Genomic DNA, 23,196 nt, shown 5'->3' with positions numbered 1-23,196 from the left:
CCCCGACCATCAACCGCCCCCTGCCCCCGAAGGCAAGCACCGCCCCCATAAAAAACTTGAAGCCCGCCCCTATCAAGAGGCTTGAACCCGAACCCGTTCTGGCTATAGTCCGCGCGACCGGTTCGGCAGTCCCTTCCCACACAGAATGGCTGACCACACTGCGCGGCACTCGCGGCCCGCAATGACGAATCGACGGAGGGGTGGCCGAGTGGTTGAAGGCGCACGCCTGGAAAGTGTGTATACGGGAGACCGTATCGGGGGTTCGAATCCCCCTCCCTCCGCCATACTTCTTGTTTTGGCCCGATTTAAGACGCCAAACACCGCCGTTGGCCGCCGTTTCCCGCACAAAATTAAGCGCCTGATCAAATAGACCGCAGCAGCGGGAGGTTCATTTTCTCCTTCTCGATAAAGCCGATTTCGCGGGGATGCCCAGCTAGCGCCTACTTCGACCGAGCAAGGAATTCGAAGCCACCATCGATCGCGTCGTTGGCGAAGAGGTGAGAGCAGACGGTGCATGTGGCGTTGAGCTTTGGTCTGCGCTCGCCGGAATTCGTTGGCACGCGGCAAGTGGGGCGGTCGTTTCCTATACCTCACGCCAGGCTGCGGAACTGGTCGCGTGGGTGCGAGAAGAAGGCGACTCGCTCCTGTGGTATTGCAGCGGGCCTCCCGGTGAGGTGGTCCCCTGGATCAGTGCGGCTATGGGTAAAGAAGGATGGACATGGTCTCTGGCACGCTGATCCTGTTTTCCTAGACGGGCCATTTCTGCCGACAAAGGACTTCAGGGCTGCCCGATTCCCGGTCATGTGTCGGGTGCTCGCTAGCGAGTGGCTGTCTGGAGCAACCGAACCGCCACAATGAAGCGATCCTCCGTCTATTCATATGATCTCCGCAACTTGGAGTAGGCCTCGGTCGCAAGCCAGTTCGTGACAAGGCCTTGGAAGGCTTTGTCATTCATGAACCGGGCAAAAATCTCTTCGTTCTGATCCATGCGCTCAACAAACAGAGCTTCAAGCAGGTTCTTAAACAACAGTTCGAATTTTTCGCCTGGGTTTGCAATGGCAGCTTGCCGCAAATTGGCGTCCGCCATCGCGGCCTCAACGATCTGATCGAAGAACAGCTGGTCGGCATTGTTGAAATCAGTGCCGAAGCGGTCATTAACGACATCAATCAGCCGAGAAAGGGGTAATTCTTCCTCACGCGCGACCTTCGAGCCAACAGAAGATGGCCCGTCGAGTTTATTGGCAGTGCCATCAGACAGGCTGATTGAACCCTCACTTACCTTCTGAAGGCGGTAGTAATCCAACCTAACCTCGTCATCGAACTGATATGAGGGGCTGCCGCCCTTCTTTGGCAGCTTCGAAGCCAGATGGCGCAGGAAGACGTACAACTTCTCCAGATCTGAATCCTGATAGGGGATTATCTGACTCAGGAAGCTATAGAGGCTACCAAATGCGAGGACCTTTCCTCGCAATACCTCGGCCTCTGCCGGATCCGTTTTCGCAAGATCAGAGAAATTAGACACCGGCCGATCAATAATGGCATTCATTTTTTGGTGGTCGGCAGCGCTCTGTTTCAGCTTTGGCTTGAAGTATATCTCTGAAAAAATATCGACATCGCTCAGGGTGTATATGCCGCTCGAATCCAGTTCGCCTTTGATCTGATACATTCGGTTCGGATCGACTTCCTCGCCGATTTCTGCGCCTTCATAATAGGTCTTGAAGGCCTCCTGAATCTCATTTCGGTCGTTCACGAAATCGAGAATGAACGTATCTTCCTTAAAAGGGTGAGTGCGATTCAACCGCGACAGCGTCTGGACGGCCTGGATGCCTGACAGCCGTCTGTCCACATACATCGTGTGGAGAAGCGGCTGGTCGAATCCGGTCTGATATTTCTCTGCGACTAGCAGAACCTGATATTCGGACTTGGCGAAGACGTCCGGCAGCTCCTTTTCACGGACGCTAAGGTTCATTGCCTCCTCGGTGTAGGTGACATCGGGAAGCTTGTCGTCGGCCACCGCACCAGAGAATGCGACAAGCGATTTGATCGCATACCCCTTCGCCTTGATGTAGGCGTCAAAGCTCTGCTTGTACCGTACGGCTTCAAGCCGCGAGCCGGTTACGACCATGGCTTTGGCGCGGCCGCCGACCTTGTGCTGGGTGGCTGCATGGAAATGCTCGACCATCACCTCGGTCTTCTGGGCGATATTGTGAGGATGAAGCTTCAGGAAACGCGCCAGCGCAAGTGCCGCCTTTTTCCTGACCACATTCGGATCGTCGTCACTTGCCTTCAACAGCCGGAAATAGGTGGCGTAGGTGGTGTAGTGCTTCAGCACATCGAGGATGAAGCCTTCCTCGATGGCCTGACGCATGGTGTAGCGATGGGCTGGTTTTCCGCCATTGCCAAACACCGCCAATGTCTTGTGCTTCGGCGTCGCGGTGAATGCGAAGAAGCTGATGTTTGCCTGACGACCGCGCTTCGCCATGCTGCGGAACAGCTCATCCTCGCCGACGCTGTCGTTCTCGGCCATATAGCGCTGCGCCTCTTCACGCAGCCGCTGGCCGCCGAGGACTTCTTTCAGGTCGGTCGCCGCTTCACCGCCCTGTGAGCTATGTGCCTCGTCGATGATGACCGCAAAATTTCGGGTCTTGAGCACCCCGTCACCATCGTCCCCTCGGTCTTCGGCCAGCCTGATCAGCTGGCGCGAGACGAACGGAAACTTCTGCAAGGTCGTAATGATGATCGGCACAGAGCTTTCGAGAGCCTCCGCCAGCTGTCGGGAATTGTCGTCGATCTTCTGCACGACCCCGTGCTTGTGCTCGAACTGGTAGATCGTGTCCTGCAACTGCTTGTCGAGCACCACGCGATCGGTGATGACAATGACGCTTTCGAACACGCGGTCATTGGCGCTGTCGTGCAGCGACGCAAGCCGGTGCGTGAGCCAGCCGATGGTGTTGCTCTTGCCGCTGCCCGCCGAATGCTCGATCAGATAATTGTGGCCGGGGCCCTCGGACTTCGCCCGCGCGACCAGATCACGCACGGCTTCAAGCTGATGGTAGCGTGGAAAGATCAGGGTTTCCTTCTTGACCTTCCGACCTGCGTCATCGCGCTTTTCCTCAACCTGCAAATGGATGAACCGGGCCAGCAGATCGAGCAGGCTGTCGCGCTGAAGCACCTCTTCCCACAGGTAGGCCGTGCGATAGCTCTGGCCCTTCGGGTCAGGAGGATTGCCCGCGCCGCCATCGTTCCCGCGATTGAAGGGCAGGAAGTGCGTGGCCGGACCGGCCAATCGCGTTGTCATGAAGACCGCATCGGTGTCTACGGCGAAATGCGCGAGGATCCGCCGCTTGAACTCGAAAATCGGTTCGCGCGGATCGCGGTCGCGGCGGTACTGGCAAATGGCATCCTCAACTGTTGATCCGGTCATCGCGTTTTTCAGCTCGACCGAGATCACTGGAATACCGTTGACGCTCAGAACCAGGTCAAGCTCATTGTCGTTGCTCAGCGAGTAGCGAAGCTGGCGCGTGACGCTGACTACGTTGGCGGTATATCGCGCCTCCAGCTCTGCGTTCAGATCGTGCGCCGCCTTGAATGTGGCTACGCGGAGGGTCTTGCCATAGCACTTGAAGCCGTGCCGCAGTGTGGCAAGCGAGCCATTGACATCGATCCACTTGACCAGGTCTGCCAGTACTTGCGCGCCAGTTTTCTCGCCGTGGAGCGCCTCAAGCGCCTTCCATTCCTTCGGCTGGGCGGTGCGGATGAAATCGAGCACAGCGTCGGGGAAGATGGCGGACGCGCGGTCAAACCTGTCCGATGGAAGGGAGCTATAGCCATTCGCCAGCAATACGCCCTCGACGACGATCTCGAACGCTTCTTCGGTATGGCGGGCCGGCTTAGCCTGGGTCATGCGTCCTACTTTCGTTTCAGATACCAGATTGCAACTGGACTGAATGGTTCAAGCTCGCCGACGCCAGTATCGTATCTTGCGATTTTTGCTTTTAGTTGGGCCTTATTTGGCTTCGCCATTTGCCACCATTTTAGCATCGCTTCGAGCGCGATCTTTCGACTGTTCTTGAGGACTGAAATGTTGAGACCAAGTACGGTGTCCAATTCATTATCGAACTGCGGGTCATCAGAACGGATTTCGCCGTTGTTCTGATATCGAATACGCGCTTCTATAGCATGAGCCGGTGTCGCAGGGTTCCACATCAGGGATTGGTTACCCTTCCGCGTATCGCAATGCTGTTGGTCAGAGCTTCCTCCCTCACCGCCTTTGCAGGCACCAAGCAGATTGCTGAACGTCAATTGCAAATGCTGGGTCGCCGGGTCCGATTGACTTTGCCAATGCTCAATTTTCATCTTCTGGCGGTCGGCTACTATGCGTGACATACAATAGCAGCACAGGCCGCGCTGATCAGTGACAAGGGAAACACGCAGCGCATCTTTGCCCGCATAGTTTTGATAAGAACTGTGTGCTGTTGCACGATGCTGAGTCAGGCAGGCGGGCTCATTGCCCTTCGTGATTGCCCTCATTCGCTGCCCTCATCAAGGAAATCGAGCAGGAGGCGCGCGCGGATGATTTCGGGATCGCTCTCGCCAATCTCCTTTGCCAGTGCGTCGATGACATTGCGCGCTTCCGCTTTCTTCTCCTCGCCAATGAGCTTGGCAATCGTTGCCAGCTTGTCATCAACCCCGGCATTCCTTGGCTTCGTGCCCATCAGCTCTTCAAGAACCCTGCTGGAGTCGACGCCAAAAGAGTGCGGCGGCACGAACACGTTATCGCCATCGATCATCTGAATTTGCTCGTGGGGCACTTCGCCAATCACTTGCGGCGAATGCGTTGTGGCGATGAACTGGCAGTTGGGGAATGTCCGCATGAGGTCACCAACGATCTTCCGCTGCCATTCCGGGTGCAGGTGGAGATCGATCTCGTCGATGAGAATTACAGCTTCCGCTTCAGGGAGAGGGTCGGTCAGCCGCGGATTTGCCTGTGTCAATCGCTTGGCGATGTCTAACATCAGCACCAGAACGCTACGCTCGCCGTCGGACAATTGCCTCAGATGGAGGGTCGTTCCTTCGTGATCGATTAGCAACTGGGACGGCCCCACCTTGCTTGGGCGTAAATTCGCAAAGCCGGGCAGAAATCGGCGAACGGCTTCTTCGACAACAGCCACCAGTCGCCGCGATACGTCCCGCTCAACCGCCAAGGCCTGCTGCGCGCGTAGCCAGTCCGCGAGTTGCACGACACTTAGGTCGCGGACACCCAATGCGCGCACGTAGGCCGCACCGGAGCCCTGGGCTGCCGCCGAACTGCTCTCTTTTCGGCCACTCAACTGGGTGCGGGCCGTAGAGAAATATATTACGAGGGGAGCACTAACGCTCAATGCAGCCAAGCGCTGAAGCTGCTGCTCAGGTGGATAGAAGACCGTTGGACTGGGTGTATCCAGCGTCTCCGTCAGATCACGAATCAGATTTCGAGGCCGATCGCCTAAGCGTTCGGATTCCAGGATTTCTCGCCGAAGCTTTTCCAGGTTCTCGGCATTGTCGAATGCCCTCGGCTCCCGCCATTCGCGCAAAGAAAAGCGACAAGGCTCGTTATCGATCGTGAAGTGCAAAGTAGCGTCGGCGATGGGTGAGTCGTCGTGAATATCGTCGACCGTGAACCCGAATGGCCGCGACGGGCCTTTTCTGAGCGCAGGAAGGATGTGCGACGCACAAGTACGGATTGCGTCTAGCACGGTGCTCTTGCCCGCACCGTTAATGCCGGCGATCAGGTTGAACTGAGGGTTGAATTTGAACTCTGCGAATTCGAACGACCGCAGGTTGAATAGCGCCAGACCCGTAAGCTTCATGCGGCCTCCGGAATGTCAATCTGGCCGGTGACGGTGGCGGCGATCAGGGCGCTGCGGCGTTCTTTCAGCAAGGTGATGGAACGCTCGGTGGCGGTTGCCAGCTTGTCGATTTTGGTGCGCTCCTCGGCGATGTGGGCGACGATCTCTTCTTGTTCATCAAGCGGCGGCACTGGCCAGAAAGTTTCGAAGAAGCCTTCCGGGTACAGGCGCAGACGGGATGACCAGACGCCCTTGGAATATCGCGTCACTTCCTGCGCGAAGACAGGGATACGGACCAGTGCATCGACGTAGGAGGGTAGCAGGCGCGGGCAAGGAGTGTAGACGTTATAGGCCGGGCTGACGATGCCATCGACTGAGGCCGTGCCCATCGCGCCCATCCAGGCCCAGAGCGTGTTTATGACGAGATCGCCGGTGAAACACAGCTTGTACCCCGCTGTTGTCTCCGCCTCGAACATGTTGACGTCTTTTTCGGACCGGGGCGTGACGCCGGTTATGTGGGAGACGGTCAGCATTTCCTCTTCGCCGGTTTCCGAACGCTCATCGCGCTCGGTAAACAGCCAGCGGGAGCGCTCGATTTCCCAACGTGCCGGAATGTCGCCGAGCCAGTCGATTCCGGAAGAGCGCAAGGGCGCGGAGCGGTCCAGCCCGCGCATGACCGCCTCTGCCGCCAGCATCCGCCGCTTTTCGGTCAGCAGGTCCAGCAGCTTCTGTTTGGCTTCAATCAGGGAGTCGACGGCTTGAACTTCGAAGTCCAGAAATGAAGCCACCGCTTCCTGGGTCTCACAATCCGGTAGCAGCACTTCACGCTCGTAGGCGTCGTCTCGGTTCAGACCGGGCACCGCAGCTTCGTCAGACCCCTTGTCCAAATCGAGCGCCTGAAGCAGCCAGTAGAGCCAGCGAAGGTGGTGCGAAGTGGTTCGCTCGTCCACAACAAAGGTGGTGTCCGAGGCGAAACAAGCCTCATTACTCCAGTTAACTTTGCCGTAAGAGCCTTTCCGCCCAACAATTATCGCCGGACTCCCGGTATTCGCGCGAGAAAATTTCGCGAATCTACCATTAGATCCGTAAACTGGGATTGGACCGTCCTGCACCTCGTCAGTTGGCAGGGCCTCACCGTATGCGAAGCGGGTAACGTACTTCAAGCGAGTTTGTACCGCGCTCACTCCGTCACCTCCCGAAGCAGGCGCAGGATTTCCTCTTCCGCCTCCTTCAGCTCAGCATCGATCACCGCCAGCGACCGAGGCGGGGTGAACTTGTAGAAGTGGCGGTTGAAGTTGATTTCATAGCCCACCTTATCCTTTGTCCGGTCCATCCAGGCATCGGGCACATGGGGCAGTACTTCGCGTTCGAAGAAGGCTTCGACATCGACCTTGAGCGGAACATTCTCGAAATCGCGCAGATCAGGATCGGGTTCGAATCCTTTGCCCTTGCGCACCTTTTCCGCGCTTGCGTCCTTGGTGGTGAACACACTGCGAAACAGCTTTTGGTCCGCCGCACGCCACTTCGATCCAAGCTGCTTCAGAATCCGCTCAATGACCTTTGACACGGCATTCCAGTCCAGCAGCGGTTCGCGGCCAAGCTCCTTGTCGATCGCCTGGATATCGTCGAGCAGGTGCGGCGCGGCATCGAGGAAGCGCGCCTTGTCCTCCACCGTCATCTGATAACTCAGCCGCAAGGGGCGCTCGACCGTGACGCGGGTATAGCCGAAATCATTGTTGTCGAAGATCTTGGACTGCTCGCCTTGGGCAAACTGGCCATAGCGGCGGACGATGTCGGCAATCTGGTCCGGTTCGTCTGGACGATCATCGCCGGGGAGTGCTGGGCCTTCGCCGATCTTGCGCCTCTTGTCGCCCTGACTGCGGCGCATGGGGATCCAGGTGTCGCGCGCGTCGACAAGCTGGATCTTGCCTTTGCGAGCCTTCGCCTTCCGGTTTGTGACGATCCAGATGTAAGTGCCAATGCCGGTGTTGTAGAACATCTGTTCCGGCAGGGCGATGATCGCCTCCAGCATATCCGCTTCGATGATCCATTTGCGGATGTTGCTTTCCCCGCCCCCGGCGCCGCCGGTGAACAGGGGCGAACCACTGAAGACAATGGCTGCGCGGGAGCCGTACTTCTGCTTGGCTGGCGTATAGTCTTCGAACTTCGAAATCATGTGCTGTAGGAACAGCAATGACCCATCGTTCACGCGCGGCAGGCCGGCATGGAACCGGCCGGACTTGCCGCGCTCATGCTCGGCCACGATTTCCTTCTGCTGCTTTTTCCAGTCCACGCCAAAGGGCGGATTGGCGATGAAGTAGTCGAAACGGTTCTTTCCCTCTTCCGCGAACTTGTCTTCGGTGAACGTATCGCCGAACTGAACGTTTTCACCGTGCCCGTTGTGATCGACCTGCTTCATCAGCATGTCTGATGCGGCAGTAGCGAAGGCGCGCTTGTTGTAATCCTGGCCATAGACATACAGCTTCGCCGGCGAGTTGTGCCGCCGCATATAGGCCTGCGCTTCGGCCAGCATTCCGCCCGTGCCGCACGCCGGATCAAGGATGGTGCGGACCGCCCCTTCCTTCACGAACAGGTCGTCATCATCGTAGAACAGCAGATCGACCATCAGCGTGATGACTTCGCGCGGGGTAAAATGGTCGCCCGCCGTTTCATTCGCCAATTCGTTGAAGCGCCGGATCAGGTTTTCGAAAAGCAGCCCCATCTGCTCATTCTTGACTGCGTTGGGGTGGAGGTCGACCGCAGCGAACTCCTTGACGATCAGGAACAGAATGCCTGCCTCGTGCATCCGCTCAATCTCTGCCGTGAATTCGAAATACTCGAAGATCTTCCGGACGTTGGCGGAAAAACTGTCGATGTAGGTCTGCAAATGGCGATTGAGGTTGTCTGGGTCCCCGAGAAGCCTTCTGAAATCGAGCTCTGAGCGATTATGAAAGCGATGGCCAGCCACTTGGTTTAACTTGCTGTCGAGCGCATCGCCTTTAATCTTGCTGCCTTCGCGGCGCTTGGCCTCGGCAACGACCGCTGCCTTCGTATCCGCTAGGACGCAATCGAAGCGGCGAAGGACGACCAACGGCAACATGACTCGCTCATACTGCGGCGGTCGGTAGGGGCCGCGCAGCAAATTGGCGATGTCCCAGATCAGGTTGGCAAGGTTGGTATGAGTGGCCATCAGGCATTGGTTCCGTTCTTTTCGGCCTGGCCCGAAAGCCGTTCATATTCCTCCACCGACAGCACGACCACGACAGGTCTGCCGTATTTGTCTATGGAGACAGGGGCTGCCCGAGCCAGATCAATCAGCCGACCAAAGCCATTCTTAGCGTCGCGCGCCGACATGTGCTGCATGTGCCCCTCCAGAGTTAGAGCTATTTTAGCCACAATGGGTTGAAAGAAAAGAGCATTTCGCCCGACATTGCGGACATTCTGATTGAGCCAAAGCGGGAGTCGACTTTCAGGCGTTCAGTGCCACCAGCAGGAGATTGGATTCCAGCGCAGAACTACCGTTACCTGCCTGAAGTGCGGAACCTTCATGACTGCGTGCACGTAACCCGCACCTTGTCCGCCTCGGCAACGATCCGCCCGGCAAAGGCGGAGGCATATCCGCGGCGAAAGCCGTCCCCTCGCTCCAGCAGGCGCTGACCTGCCGTCTCGATGACCGCGCTCAGCATCGATGCTGACACCGTCACGGCGCCCGATCGGTCGAGCTCGGCCTGAAGGCTCGCGATTTCCTCCGCCGTTCGGGCTCGTAATGACCGTAGGGAGGCCAAGCGCTCCTGCAACGATGGGTCTTCGAGGTCGAGCGCACCGATTTCAATCGCTTTGCGCAACCGTTGTAGGCGAAGCATCGCCTCCTCGGCACATCGGTTCAGTTCGTCGAGCCGGCCAGCTCCGTCCCGCGCTATTTGCGCCTGCCGACGTTGGAGGATCATCGTCAAAATAGCCTCGATACGCTTCCGTTCCAGCAGCCGGCCTATCATGTGCTGGGCGACCAGCGTGTCGAGCGCATCGATCGGGATCGCGATGCCGGTGCACCGGGCGGTGTCCGTGCGCGCCGCCTTCTGACAGGCATAATAGCGATAGCGCCCGGCCTTACCGGTCCGCATGGTCATGAGACCGCTGCATTGCGCGCAGTGCAGCAGGCCGGTCAGCATGTTCGGGCTGCTGATGAGATGCGGCACAAGTGTCTTCGGGTTACGGTCGCGCAACAGCGTCTGAACGGCGTCGAACGTTGCCTGATCGATCAACGTCGGCACAGCGACGGTGATGACCTCATCATCCGCATTGCGCACCCTGTCCTTACCGCGTCTGTTGAACCGATGCTCGCCCACATAGGTCGTTCGGGTCAGTATCGCGTGGATCTGGCCGACGCCCCAGCGTCCTCCGTCGCGGGTGAAGATTCGCCGGTCGTTGAGATATCCGACGATCGCCTTGACGCCCATTGGCCCGGTGGTTCCATCACCCGACAGCGCCAGCCGGTAGATCATACGCACTGTGTCGGCGTGCATGGGATCGATGGCCAATGTCTTCTTGACCTTGGCGCCGCGCTTTTCGGCTTCGACGATGCGGTATCCGATCGGCGGCAGCGCTCCGTTCCAAAAACCCTGCCGGGCGTTCTCCTTCATGGCCCTGAGCGTATGCTTGCCGTTCTCGCGTGACTGATATTCGTCGAACAGGGTCATCACCCGGCGCATCATGACATGCATCGGATCATCGCCTACCGCCTGGGTGATCGAGATCAGCTTCACCCCATTGCGAGCCAGCTTGCGGATATAAAACTCCAGCTCGAAATGGTCGCGGAAGAACCGACTGAAAGAATGGACGAGGATGACGTCGAACGGCGCAGGCCGTCCGCTTGCCGCTTCGATCAGACGCTGGAACTCGGGTCGGCGATCGCTGGTGGCGGAGACCCCGGCATCGACCAAGGTGTCGACAAGCTGATGCCTATGCGCGGCGCACCAGGCTTCGCCTTGCTGACGCTGATCGGGGATAGAGACGTCGTGCTGTGCCTGCCGCGTCGTGGAGACGCGCAGGTAAAGCGCAACCCGCTGGGCCGCGCTGCTCCCTACGCCGGTCACGGCTTTGACCGGTCGATCGGATCGATGGAACCGAACATCTCATCGAAGACATCGCCGAAGTAGCGCTCGAACACCTCGATCTCAGCTTCGGTGATCGGCACCTCATCGGGCCAGTCGTCCGTGACGATCCAGGTGGACACGTCGTGTTTCGGGCGGCGCTTGGAGCTGGAGACTGCAGGGTTGGAGTTCGTGGGCGAGGTGGATCGGGATTTACGCGGAGGTTTTGACATCCGCAGCGTATCGCTGGAGCGGCCGGAAATGGAAACAACAGAATGCGACTAATATACTGATTTACCGTGTTATTGACGGGTTTTCGCAAGCCGCCGATCCCTTCCCAAAGGCAAGCATGTACCGAAGCCGCTTTCTTCCGGCGGATGCGTGGACTTTCGCCGATGCCCACCACGCGCTCCCGTAGCAGCCTTTGAGCATCACCCGCGTTGGGTTATCCATGCTTGGCTCGCATCGCGAAGGAGGGCTGATGATCAATACCGAGCAGAAGCCCGGCATGACGTTGACAGGTGGGGCGACGGCTGACGACGCCGTGCAGAAATTCGCGCCGACCTTTGCTGCAACGCGGCCGGAAGATGTCTTCGGCGCGCTGCCTTACAGGGGGAAAGCCGAAGTCGATCTCGCGGATGGATGCAGGTATCCTTGCCGAAGGGAAGCGGCGACACGTTCGCGATTGATACGGACGCGTGTCGCATGAAGATGGTCTATTGGGTCATCCGAAAGGAAGCTCCATGAGGGTATCTATTACGAAAGCAAGGGCCCAACTGGCAGAACTGGTGCGCCGTGCCGAAGCTGGCGAGGACGTGGTGCTGACCCGCCATGGTCATGCCGCCGTGCGGCTCGTGCCGGTTCACACTGTTCCATCCGTCAAAGATTGCCGGGTTCTTCTCGATGCGCTTCGAAAGTCCGGTGCAGCGAAGGCGTCGGCGGGTCTCTCAGCCGCCCGCAGCCAGGATTTTCTCTATGACGACGAGACCGGCTTGCCGCGATGATGGTTATCGACACCTCGGTATGATGGCCATTCTGCTCAATGAGTCGGAAGCAGTCTCTGCATACCGCGCCAGAGGTCCGAAGATGAGCTGATCATCTCAGCTGACGCCGGAGCCGAAGTAACGATCATCAGGAGCCAGCAGCGGCGCAATAACAGGATGATGTCTCCCGGATCGACTGTAGCTAAGGACCCGATGATCAGCCTTTTGTCGTTCTATAGAGGGCCTTGGAGGGCTATGGAGTAGGTATAGTTCTCATCCGGGTCCCGCATAGCCCGCCAGACACTGTCGATTACTAAAAAGCAGCCATCCATCTCTCCAGTTTTCAGCTGGAAAGCGTGTCATCGGAGAAAGACCTCTCAGGTCTGGGGCGCAGAACAGGCTAAGGCAAGCGCAAGATCATTCTGCCAGTAGGTGTGGACGCGTCCGTGCGTTTTGAGCGTACCTAGCGGACGGGTTCATGCCGAAGCCGAGTGTCCCTTCGCCCACGGGTCGATAACGGGGACACCCGCTGCCTCGAAGGCAATGGTGTCCCGCGTCGCGACGGCAAAACCGTTCGCGGCGGCGATCGCAGCGATATAGCCGTCCGGCGTGGGTAATCCCTTGCCGGCCTTGCGCGCCGTGACGGCCAAGGCTGCGTAATGACGGGCGGCTTCGGTATCGAAGGGGAGGATGCGGCCGTCGAACAGGTCGAGCATTCCGTCGAGTGCGGCGGCGAGTTTTTCTCTTCGCTGCCCATCAGGCAGCGCGCCGATGCCGAACATAAGTTCGGCAACAGTCACGCTGGAAAGATACAGGGTCTCTGCGGCCTGCTCGTCCAGCCAGTCATGCACGGCCGGAGCCGGCTCCGGTTTCATCGCCTCGGAAACGACATTGGTGTCGAGGACGATCATTCGAAGCTCATAGGCTTGGTGGGCGTGCGGTCGCGGGCCTGTTCCAACGACTCGAAATCGGCATTGGTCAGGCCGGCATCGCGGCTCAGGGCCGACAGGGCGGAACCGATGCGTATGCGGTTGGCGGGGCGAACCGCCGCGTCCAGAATATCTCGCATTTCCGCCTCGGCGCTGCGGCCATGATGTGCCGCGCGCAACTTGAGGGCTCGGTGTGTCTCTTCGGACAAGTTGCGAATGGTTACGGCAGGCATGTGATAGCACCGTCTGTAGAGTGACATCAGTGCTATCAGATTAGTTGAATTGCTGTCATTTTCAAGTTACGCGTTTGGGAGTCGTCGATATCCGATATCGACCCACACGCCAGGTTATTGAACGAACGGAACACATCGCATGGGGCGGTTCATCGCCGATAACGCTCGGTGGCTGGCGGGCGGCTTCCTGCTCACGCTGTTCTCGTCCTTCGGGCAGACCTTCTTCATCTCGCTGTCGAACCCGGGCATCCGCGAAGCTTATGGCCTGACGCATGGTGCTTTCGGCGGGCTCTATATGCTGGCGACCCTCGGAAGCGCGTTGACGCTGCCCTTTCTCGGCCGCGTCATGGACCGATACCCGACGGTGAGCGTGGCAGCCGGGACGATCCTCATGCTGGCGGCCGCGACGGTGGCCATGGGCCTGTCGACATCCCTGCCCTTCCTCGTCCTGTCGCTCTATCTCCTGCGCCTGTTCGGTCAGGGCATGATGACCCAGACTGCGCTGACGGCCACAGGACGCTGGTTCGTGGCCAATCGGGGGCGCGCCGTATCGCTCGTCAATCTAGGGCAGCAGGCGGGGGAAGCAGCGTTCCCGTTCCTCTTCGTGCTGGTGGCGGGGGCGATCGGCTGGCGGCAGTCCTGGTTCACCGGGACGGCGGTTTTGCTTCTCGTCGCGCTCCCCGCCGTCCTCATTCTCCTGCGGCGCGATCGCGTGCCGCTGACCCGTCCCGTCGCGCATGCGCAAGAGGCCGGGCGGGACTGGACGCTTGCGCAGGTGCTGCGTGATCCGAACTTCTACCTGATCTCGGCTGGCGTGCTGGCGCCGCCCTTCGTGGCGACCACGATCTTCTTCCATCAGGTGTATCTGACGGAGCTGCGCGGCTGGCCGCTGACGCTTTTCGCAGCCGGCTTTGCCGTCATGTCGGTGGCCAACGTCACCTTCACACTGTTTGCGGGATGGCTGATCGATCGTCTGTCCGCCCTGCGGGTCCTGCCCCTGTTCCTGCTGCCGCTTGCGGCGGCAAGCCTGATTGCCGCCTTCGTGACCGCGCCCTTTGCAATCTTCTTCTTCATGGCATTGATGGGCGTCAGCAACGGCTTCTCGTCCACCCTGTCGGGCGCGATGTGGCCGGAGCTCTATGGCACGCGGCACCTGGGTGCGATCCGCTCCGTCGTGGTGGCGACCATGGTGTTCGCCAGCGCGGCGGGCCCCGGCCTGACCGGCTACCTCATCGACGCCGGGGTGGATTACGACCTCCAGCTCGCCGCCATGGGCGCCTATGCGCTGGTTGCGGCGGCCGGCATGTGGGCGGTGTCGCGGCGCCTGCGCCGCTGACGGTCCGGCGCGCGCCTGTTCAATCTCCCATCGGACTCCAGGCTCCCGCCCCCCTCTGCCCCTTTCGGAGGCAAGGGCGGCACGGTCACGGGCGCGTTTCGAGCGTGACGGTCGGCGGCGTCTCCAACTGGTCGGCGACCGCCTGCCAGCTCTCGGCGAAGCGGCCATAGGCCGTCTTGATGTCGACGCCGACGGGAAGCTCCGGGCATTCGTTCTCGCCGTTCGAGCCCCAGTTCACCCAGCCCGACTGCCGGCGCTGGACGATCTGGAAGGCGCCGGAGGGCGCGGAGGTCCACCAGACCATCGCCCGGCCGGACGCCTCGTGGTACTCCACCGTCTTGGAGGCCGGCCCCGGAAAGATCGTCTCGTGCGGCACCGCCGACACGTCGACGGGCTTGTCCGTCAGTGTCCAGGGCCGCTGGTCCGGCAGATCGGCCAGAACGTGCGAGGCGGCACGTACGCGCGCGAGCCGTTCGCGGATCTCGTCCTCGCCCAGCACCTTTTCCCAGGCGCAGAAGAGGCGCCAGTACAGGTCCCAATGCGCCGATTCGATGTCGGACAGCTGGGTGCGGAACTCGTCGAACTTGGGGTTCTGGTTCTGCGAATGGGCCACCGTATCGGCCACCATCGCGACGAGTTCGCCGGCATAGGGATCGCCCGAGCGGTAGCGCGTGCCGCCATAGGCGGCGAAGCGGTCGAAGACGAGCTCGCCGACGCCGCCCTCGAACTCGTCCCCCACGGTGATCTTGTTGGTGACCGACCGGCCATTGATGACGGTCTGGAAATCGTCGACCACGTAGCGCCGCTGGAAGAAGGGCGTACCGTAGGTGAAGCGCCAGTCGATGGCGAAACTCTTGCCCTTCAGCTCGTCCAGGAGACCATCGGGGATGGTGCCGTGCATGCGGTAGTGATGCAGGACCGGGCCATGCTCGATCGTCTCGATACGGACCACCGTATGCTCCGGCGGATTGATCAGACCGTTCTCCGGCGTGAAGAAGGGGCCGTAGAACCCGCCGATGGCATTGTTGCCCGAGGGTAGAAGCTCGAACCCGTCGCCCAGTGAGCGGAAGTGGCGCAGGCCCCATTTGGAGGAGCCGAGCCCCCCGGCGGTGCCAGAGCACATTTCGAGATCGAAGGCCTGCGTATCGAGCCGCACGAAACAGTCCGGCTCTCGCCCCTTCAACTCGCGGATGCCGGCCAGCGTGGCGACGTCTTCCGCCTCGACCGGGGTTTCCAGCGTCAGGGCCGTGCTCCCCTCGAAGCTGACGCAGGCGATGAAGCGCGTCCTGCCGGGTTCGTCCTGCACGTTCAGGCGCTGGCACAGGACGCGTTCCCCCGCTTCGGTCCGGGCCCACCACAGGGGGGCGTCGAGATCTGCGTCGACGCTGAAGGTGATCGGCTCGTTGCGGCGCTGGCCGGCAAGGGGATCGGAGATGCGGATGATCTGGGTCATGTCGGCTCGCAAGGGATAAGGGGTCGGAAGGCGCGGGCCGGCCAGGCCCGCACGAAGCGCATGCGGCAGGGGCGACGTCTCAGGCCTTGCCGGGGCGGCGGCCGAAGCGGAAGGAGCGTTGCTTCAGGCTGTCGATCGCGACCGCCAGGATGATCACCACGCCCTTGATGAGGAGCTGGGTGAAGAAGGGCACGTTCATCAGGATGAGGCCGGTCGACAGGACACCCAGGATCACGGCACCGATCAGCGTGCCGACGATGCGACCGCGCCCGCCGGCAAGGCTCGTCCCGCCCAGGACCACGGCGGCGATCGCGTCGAGCTCGTAGCCCGTGCCGGCCGTCGGCTGGGCCGAGATGAGGCGGGCGGCAAGGATCACGCCGGCCAGGCCCGCCGCAATTCCGGCCAGCACATAGACCGATGTGACGATCCGGTTCACCCGCACGCCCGCGAGCCGCGCCGCCTCCGGATTGCCGCCGACGGCATAGACGTGCCGTCCATAGAGCGTGCGCTCCAGAAGGAACCAGGCCACGACGAAGACGAGGCCCATGACGATCACCGGGACCGGCAGGCCGAGGAGATAGCCGTTGCCGAGATCCCGGAAGCTCAGGTCGCTCGCAACGATCGGCTGGCCGGCCGTCATCGTGTAGGACAGCCCCCGCAGGAAGGTCATCGTGCCGAGCGTGACGATGAAGGGCGCCAGGCCCAGATAGGCCGTCAGCGCGCCGTTGATCAGGCCGCAGAGACCGCCCGCCGCCATGCCGGCGGCGATCGCCGCGGGCGCCGGCAGGCCGGCCATCGCGGCGAGCACGGAGACGACGCCGGACACGGCGACGATGGAGCCGACCGACAGGTCGATGCCGCCCGTCAGGATAACGAAGGTAAGGCCCGCGGCGAGTATCGCGTTGACCGAGATGGAGCGGGCGATGTTGAGGAGGTTGTCGACCCGCGCGAAGTTCGGCGCAATGGCGGCCATCAGCACGACAAGGGCGACGAGCACGACCAGAATCCCGACGCGGTCCCACCATTTGGCGAAGTCGAAGGGCTCCGCGGCGAGGGCTTCGGTGGCCGGACCCGGCTCCGGGGTGTTGGGGGCGATCACGGCGTTGCTCCTTGAATGGCTGGTTCGGCGTGCGGCGCCGCTCCCGTGGCGTACAGCATGACCTCTTCCTCGGTGGTGTCGGCGGAACGCAGGTCCCGGACGATCCGCCCGCCCCGCATTACGAGAAGGCGGTCGCTGATGCCGATGGCTTCGGGCAGGTCGGAGGAGATGACGAGAACGGCCTTGCCGGCCCGGGCGAGCCCGTCGATGACTTCGTAGATCTCGCGCTTGGCGCCGATATCGACGCCGCGCGTCGGCTCATCGAGGATCAGGATGGCGGAATCGCGCAGCAGCCAACGCGCCAGCGCGGCCTTCTGCTGGTTGCCGCCCGACAGTGCCCGCACCGGCAGGCCGAGCGCGTTGAGGCGCAGGCGCAAGCGCCGCATCTCGCTCAAGACGGCCTCCCGGACCGTGCCGGCCCGCACGACACCGCCCGGCGCAAAACGGGGCAGTGTGGAGATGGCGATGTTCGCCTCCACGGAATGGTCGAGGAAGAGCCCTTGCGCCTTGCGATCCTCTGGCACGAATCCGAAGCCGTCGGCGATGGCCGCGTTCGGATCGGCCGGGCGGCTCGGCCGGGCAGAGACGCGCACGTCGCCGCCGCTGCGCGGGTCCGCACCGAACAGAAGGCGCGCCACTTCCGTGCGCCCCGATCCGATGAGGCCGGCCATGCACACGACCTCGCCCGCATGGACGCGGAAGCTTACCGGGCCGACACCCTCCCCGGACAGGTTCTCCACGTCGAGGACCGGCTTGCCGGGGCTGCGGGGATCATGCCGGTAGAGATCGGCGACCGGCCGGCCCACCATCATGCGCACCACATCGCCGGGCGCCAGCTCCTGCATCGTCCCGGTGCCGACATGGGTGCCGTCGCGGAACACCGTCACGCGGTCGGCGAGTTGCCAGACCTCCTCCATCCGGTGAGAAATATAGACCATGCCGACGCCGGCAGCGCGCATCTGCCCGATCAGCGCGTAGAGCGCCTGGGCCTCGGCGCGTGACAGCGCCGCCGTCGGCTCGTCGAGGACGAGGATCCGGGCGTTTTCGGCGACGGCGCGTGCGATTTCCACCATCTGCTGCATGCCGATGCTCAAGGAGCCGAGCGGACGGCGCGGATCGATCGCCGCGCCGATACGGGCCAGCTTCTCGCGCGCATCGGCCAGGACGCGGGCGCGGTCGAGCGTGCCCAGCCGGGTTCGCGGTTCGGCGCCGAGCGACAGGTTTTCGGCCACCGTCATGGCCGGAACGGTGTTGAGCTCCTGATGGATGATCGCGATCCCGTGGGCCCGCGCATCGCGCGGGGAGCGTATATCGACCTCTCGGCCATCCACCAGGATCCGGCCGCTGTCACGCTCTACGTTGCCGGCCAGGATCTTCATCAGGGTCGATTTGCCGGCGCCGTTCTCGCCCATCAGGGCGTGGACCTCGCCGGCGCGCAGGTCCAGATGCACGTCGTTCAGCGCCAGCGTGGCGCCGTAGCGCTTGCTTACGCCCTCGAGCTGCAGGAGGGGCGCCGTCATGCTGCTCATGGCTGTGCCTGCCTTTTGGAAGGGACGCGGGGAAGCGGGTGTGCCGCCTCCCCCGTCTCAAGGGTTCAGTCGAACGGGCGTTGCGGCTTACCAGCCGGCATATTCGCCGACATTGTCCCGGGTGACGAGAACGCTTTCGATCAGCACCGTACGCTCGGCCGGAGCATTGCCGGCCGCCATTTCCTGGGCAATGCGGATCGCCTCCTGAACCATGCCGCCGGGGTTCTGCGTCGCCGTACCGATGAAGGGGGAGCCCTCGCGCTTCAGCTCGGCCACCGCCTCGGGGCTGCCGTCGACGCCCGTGACCTTGATCTGCCCGCTCTTGCCGGCCTGCTCGACCGCCAGCACCGCGCCGAGCGCGGAGGGATCGTTCATGCCGAAGATGCCCGTCACGTCCGGGTTGGCCGTCAGCATGTCCGTGGTGACGGCAAGGCCGGAGGCGCGGTCGTTCTTGGAGGCCTGCTGACCGACGATCTTGATGTCCGGGAACTTGGCCGCAACGTTCCGGCAGCCCTGGATACGGTCGATGATGGTCTGGATCGGCGTGCCGTCGACGAGCAGGACCTCGCCCTTGCCGCCCATCTGCGTGAAGAGGTACTCGCAGGAGCGCTCACCGGCCTGGACCGCATTGGTCATGACCACGGCCTCGGCGCCTTTGGCCGGCGTATCGACGGCGATCACGATGATGCCGGCCTCCTTGGCGCGCTCGATGGCCGGCTCCAGGCCCACCTCGTTGACTGCGGACACCACGATCAGGTTGACGCCCTGCTGGATGAACGTGTCGATCTGATTGTTCTGGTTGGCGAGATCGAGCTGCGCGTCCTGCGTGTTCACGCTAGCGCCGATCTCGGCCGCGGCCTTCTGGGCGCCCTTGTCCATCGCCGAGAAGAACGGGTTCGACATGTCCTGCACCAACAGGCCAATCGACTCGATCTTTTTCGGAGCGGCGGTCTGCGCCGCGGCAGGCATGGCCAGCGCAGCCAGGGCGATGGTGGATGCGAGAATGGCATGAATCTTCATTGGGGAACCTCCTCCCGTTGCCGCCGACGGTCAGCGCCGACGTATCCTCCGAACGGCTGCGAGGCTGGCCCGCCGCCTGTGTTCGAATGCCGCTCCGCGGCATCCAAATCGTTTATGTCACCGTGCGCGGAACGACGGTGTGGCCGCCTTCCCCGCCTCAGCAGCCGCAGGACTTGCGGATCACGAGCTGCGGCTCGACCCGCTGGACGTCCTCGTCCCGGTAGACCGGGGGCGCCGGCAGTCCGCGCTTCTCCGCCTCGCTCTGCGCTTCGATGATCCGCGCCAGCATCGATGCCGCGCGATGGCCGATCTCCTCGCTTCGCTCGTTCAGAACGGTCAGCGGCGGATCGATCAGGCCGGACCAGGCGAATTCGTCGAAGGCGACCACCGCGACGTCGTGCGGAACGCGCAGCCCTTTCTCGCGCAGAAGCCGCAGCGCCCCGAGCAGCAGCGGGTTGTTGCCGGCGATCAGCGCGCGCGGCAGCGGACGGCGCGTTGCAAGGCGCTCGGCCATGACGGCATAGGCGGATTCGGGATCGTTGCCGCTTTCCAGGATCTCGAGGCGCACGCCATGGGCGTCGGCCGCCTCCCGGATGCCGCGCTCGCGCTCGAAGCGTGTCGACCAGCGCGTGGGATAGGCCAGAAACAGCCAGTCCGCATAGTGATGGCCGGCCAGGTGGCGCCCTACCTCGCGGCTGGCTTCGTAATTGTCGGTGGTCACGCTCGGAAAGGCGACCTTCCCCTCCGGCGGGGCGGAATCGACGAAGACGATGGGAATGTCCCAGCGCGACAGCAGGGACACGCTTTCCGGCTTCAGCGTCAGGGTCGAGATGACACCGGCCGTTCGCGTCTCGATCAGGCGACGGATCGTGCGCGCCTCTAGGTTGGCGTCGTAGACCCCCTCCACCGCGACATCGGCCATGACGACCGTCCAGTCGGCAGGCCTCAGAGCCTTCTGAATGCCGGCCATGAGGTCGAGATAGTAGCTGTTGGATGTGCTGGCCGTAATGACGGTCACGGAGTCGCGGCTCGTCTTGCGCAGATCCTGCGCCGCCCGGTTCGGGATGTATCCGAGCTCATCGGCAACCCGTCGCACCTGCATGCGGCTCTCGTCCGACACGCCGTCGGCGCCGCTGAGGGCACGCGAGACGGTGAACATAGACAGGCCGGTGGCGTTGCTGATGTCGCGCATCGTCGATTTCTTCATGCGCAGACCTCCCCTTCCGCACCGACGCTTCCCAAAGCGCCCTAAACGATTATGCAACTGCATAAACGATTAGGTTCGCCCCGACAAGGGCGAATCTGGTCAGTTTCCCGGTCATCTTTGGTGCACTGCACGCGCCCCGCCGGTCCTGTCATACCGTCGCAGCACCGTCTTTGCGACCGACGGCGACTGACCCCGCCGCCATGGAACGCGTGGCGTCCCATGCATCACGGCGTTAGGTTCATGCTGGCAGGTTTGCGACCCGGAACACATTCACGGCCGTTCCAGGCCGGCCGGCCAACGTTCACCCACCCTCGGAAGGGACCGATCCGATCATGCCCGGTCACCGTATTCTTCTGGTCGAAGACGATCCCGACCTCGCCCGATGGCTCAAGAAGAGCCTGGAACAGCTCGGCTTCTTCGTCGAATGGGAGGAGGACGGCCATATGGCCAAGCGTCGGCTGGGCATCGACACCTTCGATGCGGTGGTGCTCGATCTGGGGCTTCCCTCGCTCGGCGGCGAGGCCGTGTTGCGGGCGCGCAGATCGGCCGATGATCCGACGCCGGTGATCGTCGTGACTGCCCGAGACGGTCTTGCCGACCGGGTCAGTCTGCTCCGGGACGGCGCCGACGACTTTCTCGGCAAGCCGTTCGCGATCGAGGAGCTGGAGGCGCGGCTGGTGGCGCTCGTGCGTCGCAGCCGCGGCCGCGCCAATGGCCTTTTCACCTGCGGTCCCCTCACCTTCGACGAGCGGGCCCAGCGTTTCACCGTCGGGGACCATCCCTTGGCACTGACACCGCGCGAGCATGCCGTGCTGCGCGTTCTCGTGCGCCGCCTCGGCGAACCCGTCGCAAAGCAGGATCTCCTGGATCATCTTGTCGCCTCCGACGCCGACCTGTCGCTCGAGGCGATCGAAGTCATCGTTCATCGTCTGCGGCGCAAGCTGGCGGAGACCGGCGTCCACATCGTGACCCTGCGAGGCCTCGGCTATCTTCTGGAGGCGCAGGATGCAGGGCGCTGATCCCGGCGTCCTGCGGCGGCCCCGCCCGCTGTGGCAGAAGCTCGCCAGCTGGACCATACCGGCCATCGCCTTTCTGCTGGGAGCCGGCCTCTGGCTGACCATGCTGAACATGAAGGAGCTTTCGGACAGCGCCTACGACCGGTCGCTGGCGGGTGCGATCCGCGCAATCGATCTGAACATCTCGACCGAAAGCGGCGGAGTCGGCGTGGAGCTTCCCTATCCGCTCTTCGAAAGCTTCCAGACGACCGCCGACGGCGAAGTCTTTTTCCGCGTCTCGACGGACGACAACCTCGTACAGATCGGCGACGCGCTCCTTCCGCCACCACCGGACGACATCTCGCCGGGAAGCTACGTCTTTTCCGATGCCCGATATCTGGGACGGGAGGTGCGGATCGGCGTCTTTAAGCGGCCGCTCCAAACGCCGCTCTATGGCGCGCCGACCGCCCAGAACATCATTATCGAAGTGGCCGAGACGACCGGCTCGCGACAGGCTTTCCGCGACGAAATCTTCCGCCGTGCGCTGTGGCGGGACGCCGCCGTCGTCTTCGCCTCGATCCTGTTCCTGGCCCTCGGGGCGCATGTCGCCATCCGTCCGCTGGCAAGCCTGCAGGAGCGGCTCGAGCGACGGGATCCGCAGGATCGCACCCGGCTGGTGCCGCCGGCGCGCCTTCCAAGCGAGGTCGTGCCCCTGGTCGCGGCGCTGAACGGCCTTATCGACCGCTATCGCGAGCAGGGCGAGGCGCAGCGGCGCTTCATCGACGATGCATCGCACCAATTGAAGACGCCCATCGCCGTCCTGCGGGCGCAGATCGATTACGCCCTGGCCGAAACGGCGCCGGAGGCCAGAACCGAGGCGCTCCTGTCCATGCGCACGGTGGTCGAGCGGGCCGGCCGCACGATGACGCAGCTCCTGGCGCTGGCGCGCGCCAAGAACGCAAGGCTGCTGACGAACCAGCCCGATGGCGTGCCCTCTCCGGAAGCATTGCTGACGGACGTCGCACGGCTTCACCTTTCGCGCGCCCGCCAAAGGCGCATCGCGATCGAGGTGGAGATGGCGGGGCCGGACCGCCCGATGCCGGGCCAGCGCGATCTTCTCTTCGAGGCACTGAGCAACCTCGTCGACAATGCGATCCGGCACTCACTGCCGGGCGGCCGCGTGATCCTGAGGGCCGAGCCGGCTGCGGACGCGCGCAGCATTGCGCTCACGGTCCTGGACGAGGGTCCGGGCTTTCAGGTTGCGGACATCGCCCTGCCCCGGGAGCGGTTTCACGAGCCTGGGGGCCCTTCGCCATCGGGCGGCTCGGGCCTCGGCCTTGCCATCGCAGAGGCGATCGCCCGGGCGCATGGCGGCTCCCTTCGCCTTGCCAACCGGGAGCCGACGGGCGCCGCGGCAACGATCGACCTGCCCATCCCGGCCTTCGCGCGATGAAAGGCGAATGAAAGCTTCGATTTCGTAAGGCTGGGTGAGAG

At 62.3% G+C, this 23,196-nt stretch carries 20 protein-coding genes and 1 tRNA gene; 6 read left to right on the top strand and 15 right to left on the bottom strand.

What is annotated here, in order from left to right; all coding sequences use genetic code 11:
- Window positions 1–194: 194 nt before the first annotated feature.
- Window positions 195–284 (top strand) — tRNA-Ser (locus AUL30_RS14340).
- Between the two features lie 587 nt (window positions 285–871).
- On the opposite strand, the gene AUL30_RS14335 is transcribed toward AUL30_RS14340, so the two are convergent.
- From AUL30_RS14335 to AUL30_RS19785, 8 genes are all read right to left on the bottom strand, one after another.
- Window positions 872–3,904, bottom strand: a complete 3,033-nt coding sequence (locus AUL30_RS14335; RefSeq protein ID WP_062228589.1) for a type I restriction endonuclease subunit R — start codon at window positions 3,902–3,904, stop codon at window positions 872–874.
- A 5-nt stretch (window positions 3,905–3,909) separates the two neighbouring features.
- Window positions 3,910–4,530, bottom strand: coding sequence for an HNH endonuclease family protein (locus tag AUL30_RS19460; protein WP_083507950.1), 621 nt, complete (start codon window positions 4,528–4,530; stop codon window positions 3,910–3,912).
- The gene (locus AUL30_RS14330) at window positions 4,527–5,849 is read right to left on the bottom strand and encodes an AAA family ATPase (RefSeq protein WP_062228588.1); all 1,323 of its coding nucleotides are present in this window, start codon (window positions 5,847–5,849) and stop codon (window positions 4,527–4,529) included. Before AUL30_RS14330 ends, AUL30_RS19460 begins: the two co-directional genes overlap by 4 nt.
- Window positions 5,846–6,778, bottom strand: coding sequence for a restriction endonuclease subunit S domain-containing protein (locus tag AUL30_RS14325; protein ID WP_202814513.1), 933 nt, complete (start codon window positions 6,776–6,778; stop codon window positions 5,846–5,848). The genes AUL30_RS14330 and AUL30_RS14325 overlap by 4 nt, the downstream gene beginning before the upstream one ends.
- A gap of 230 nt (window positions 6,779–7,008) precedes the next feature.
- Window positions 7,009–9,018 (bottom strand): type I restriction-modification system subunit M, encoded by a 2,010-nt coding sequence (locus AUL30_RS14320; RefSeq protein WP_062228586.1) that lies wholly within the window; start codon window positions 9,016–9,018, stop codon window positions 7,009–7,011.
- Window positions 9,018–9,191, bottom strand: coding sequence for a type II toxin-antitoxin system prevent-host-death family antitoxin (locus AUL30_RS14315; RefSeq protein ID WP_062228585.1), 174 nt, complete (start codon window positions 9,189–9,191; stop codon window positions 9,018–9,020). Before AUL30_RS14315 ends, AUL30_RS14320 begins: the two co-directional genes overlap by 1 nt.
- Window positions 9,192–9,373: 182 nt before the next feature.
- Complete coding sequence (locus tag AUL30_RS14310) at window positions 9,374–10,921, bottom strand: recombinase family protein (protein ID WP_062228584.1); 1,548 nt, start codon at window positions 10,919–10,921, stop codon at window positions 9,374–9,376.
- Window positions 10,918–11,061, bottom strand: a complete 144-nt coding sequence (locus tag AUL30_RS19785) for a hypothetical protein (RefSeq protein WP_157070175.1) — start codon at window positions 11,059–11,061, stop codon at window positions 10,918–10,920. The genes AUL30_RS14310 and AUL30_RS19785 overlap by 4 nt, the downstream gene beginning before the upstream one ends.
- Window positions 11,062–11,399: 338 nt before the next feature.
- On the opposite strand from AUL30_RS19785, the gene AUL30_RS19780 reads away from it, so the two are divergent.
- Both AUL30_RS19780 and AUL30_RS19455 read left to right on the top strand, forming a co-directional pair.
- A complete protein-coding gene (locus AUL30_RS19780) occupies window positions 11,400–11,627 on the top strand; it encodes a hypothetical protein (RefSeq protein ID WP_157070173.1) in 228 nt (75 codons plus the stop codon).
- Between the two features lie 34 nt (window positions 11,628–11,661).
- Window positions 11,662–11,922 (top strand): type II toxin-antitoxin system Phd/YefM family antitoxin, encoded by a 261-nt coding sequence (locus AUL30_RS19455; protein ID WP_083507949.1) that lies wholly within the window; start codon window positions 11,662–11,664, stop codon window positions 11,920–11,922.
- 455 nt (window positions 11,923–12,377) lie between these two features.
- Here AUL30_RS19455 and AUL30_RS14305 read toward each other — a convergent pair whose 3' ends face one another.
- Window positions 12,378–12,812 (bottom strand): type II toxin-antitoxin system VapC family toxin, encoded by a 435-nt coding sequence (locus AUL30_RS14305; RefSeq protein WP_062228583.1) that lies wholly within the window; start codon window positions 12,810–12,812, stop codon window positions 12,378–12,380.
- Window positions 12,809–13,063: a FitA-like ribbon-helix-helix domain-containing protein gene (locus tag AUL30_RS14300; RefSeq protein WP_062228582.1), complete on the bottom strand. Its 255-nt coding sequence runs from the start codon at window positions 13,061–13,063 to the stop codon at window positions 12,809–12,811. Before AUL30_RS14300 ends, AUL30_RS14305 begins: the two co-directional genes overlap by 4 nt.
- Window positions 13,064–13,202: 139 nt before the next feature.
- On the opposite strand from AUL30_RS14300, the gene AUL30_RS14295 reads away from it, so the two are divergent.
- Window positions 13,203–14,399 (top strand): MFS transporter, encoded by a 1,197-nt coding sequence (locus AUL30_RS14295; protein ID WP_062228581.1) that lies wholly within the window; start codon window positions 13,203–13,205, stop codon window positions 14,397–14,399.
- Between the two features lie 85 nt (window positions 14,400–14,484).
- On the opposite strand, the gene AUL30_RS14290 is transcribed toward AUL30_RS14295, so the two are convergent.
- The 5 genes from AUL30_RS14290 to AUL30_RS14270 form a co-directional block, all read right to left on the bottom strand.
- Window positions 14,485–15,852, bottom strand: a complete 1,368-nt coding sequence (locus tag AUL30_RS14290) for a hypothetical protein (protein ID WP_062228580.1) — start codon at window positions 15,850–15,852, stop codon at window positions 14,485–14,487.
- A gap of 79 nt (window positions 15,853–15,931) precedes the next feature.
- Window positions 15,932–16,951, bottom strand: a complete 1,020-nt coding sequence (locus tag AUL30_RS14285; protein WP_322787514.1) for an ABC transporter permease subunit — start codon at window positions 16,949–16,951, stop codon at window positions 15,932–15,934.
- The gene (locus AUL30_RS14280) at window positions 16,948–18,480 is read right to left on the bottom strand and encodes a sugar ABC transporter ATP-binding protein (protein ID WP_062228579.1); all 1,533 of its coding nucleotides are present in this window, start codon (window positions 18,478–18,480) and stop codon (window positions 16,948–16,950) included. Before AUL30_RS14280 ends, AUL30_RS14285 begins: the two co-directional genes overlap by 4 nt.
- 87 nt (window positions 18,481–18,567) lie before the next feature.
- Window positions 18,568–19,500: an ABC transporter substrate-binding protein gene (locus AUL30_RS14275; RefSeq protein WP_083507948.1), complete on the bottom strand. Its 933-nt coding sequence runs from the start codon at window positions 19,498–19,500 to the stop codon at window positions 18,568–18,570.
- A gap of 157 nt (window positions 19,501–19,657) precedes the next feature.
- Window positions 19,658–20,707, bottom strand: a complete 1,050-nt coding sequence (locus AUL30_RS14270) for a LacI family DNA-binding transcriptional regulator (protein ID WP_062228578.1) — start codon at window positions 20,705–20,707, stop codon at window positions 19,658–19,660.
- Between the two features lie 332 nt (window positions 20,708–21,039).
- On the opposite strand from AUL30_RS14270, the gene AUL30_RS14265 reads away from it, so the two are divergent.
- Both AUL30_RS14265 and AUL30_RS14260 read left to right on the top strand, forming a co-directional pair.
- Entirely contained in the window at window positions 21,040–21,726 is a 687-nt protein-coding gene (locus AUL30_RS14265) for a response regulator (RefSeq protein WP_062228577.1), read from the top strand.
- Window positions 21,713–23,155: a sensor histidine kinase gene (locus tag AUL30_RS14260; protein ID WP_062228576.1), complete on the top strand. Its 1,443-nt coding sequence runs from the start codon at window positions 21,713–21,715 to the stop codon at window positions 23,153–23,155. The genes AUL30_RS14265 and AUL30_RS14260 overlap by 14 nt, the downstream gene beginning before the upstream one ends.
- The last annotated feature ends 41 nt before the right edge of the window (window positions 23,156–23,196 follow it).

This window comes from Aureimonas frigidaquae (assembly GCF_001463905.1).
Classification (GTDB): domain Bacteria; phylum Pseudomonadota; class Alphaproteobacteria; order Rhizobiales; family Rhizobiaceae; genus Aureimonas; species Aureimonas frigidaquae.
The sequence above is the reverse complement of the archived record's forward strand: the minus strand, read 5'-3'. Positions and strand labels throughout refer to the sequence as shown.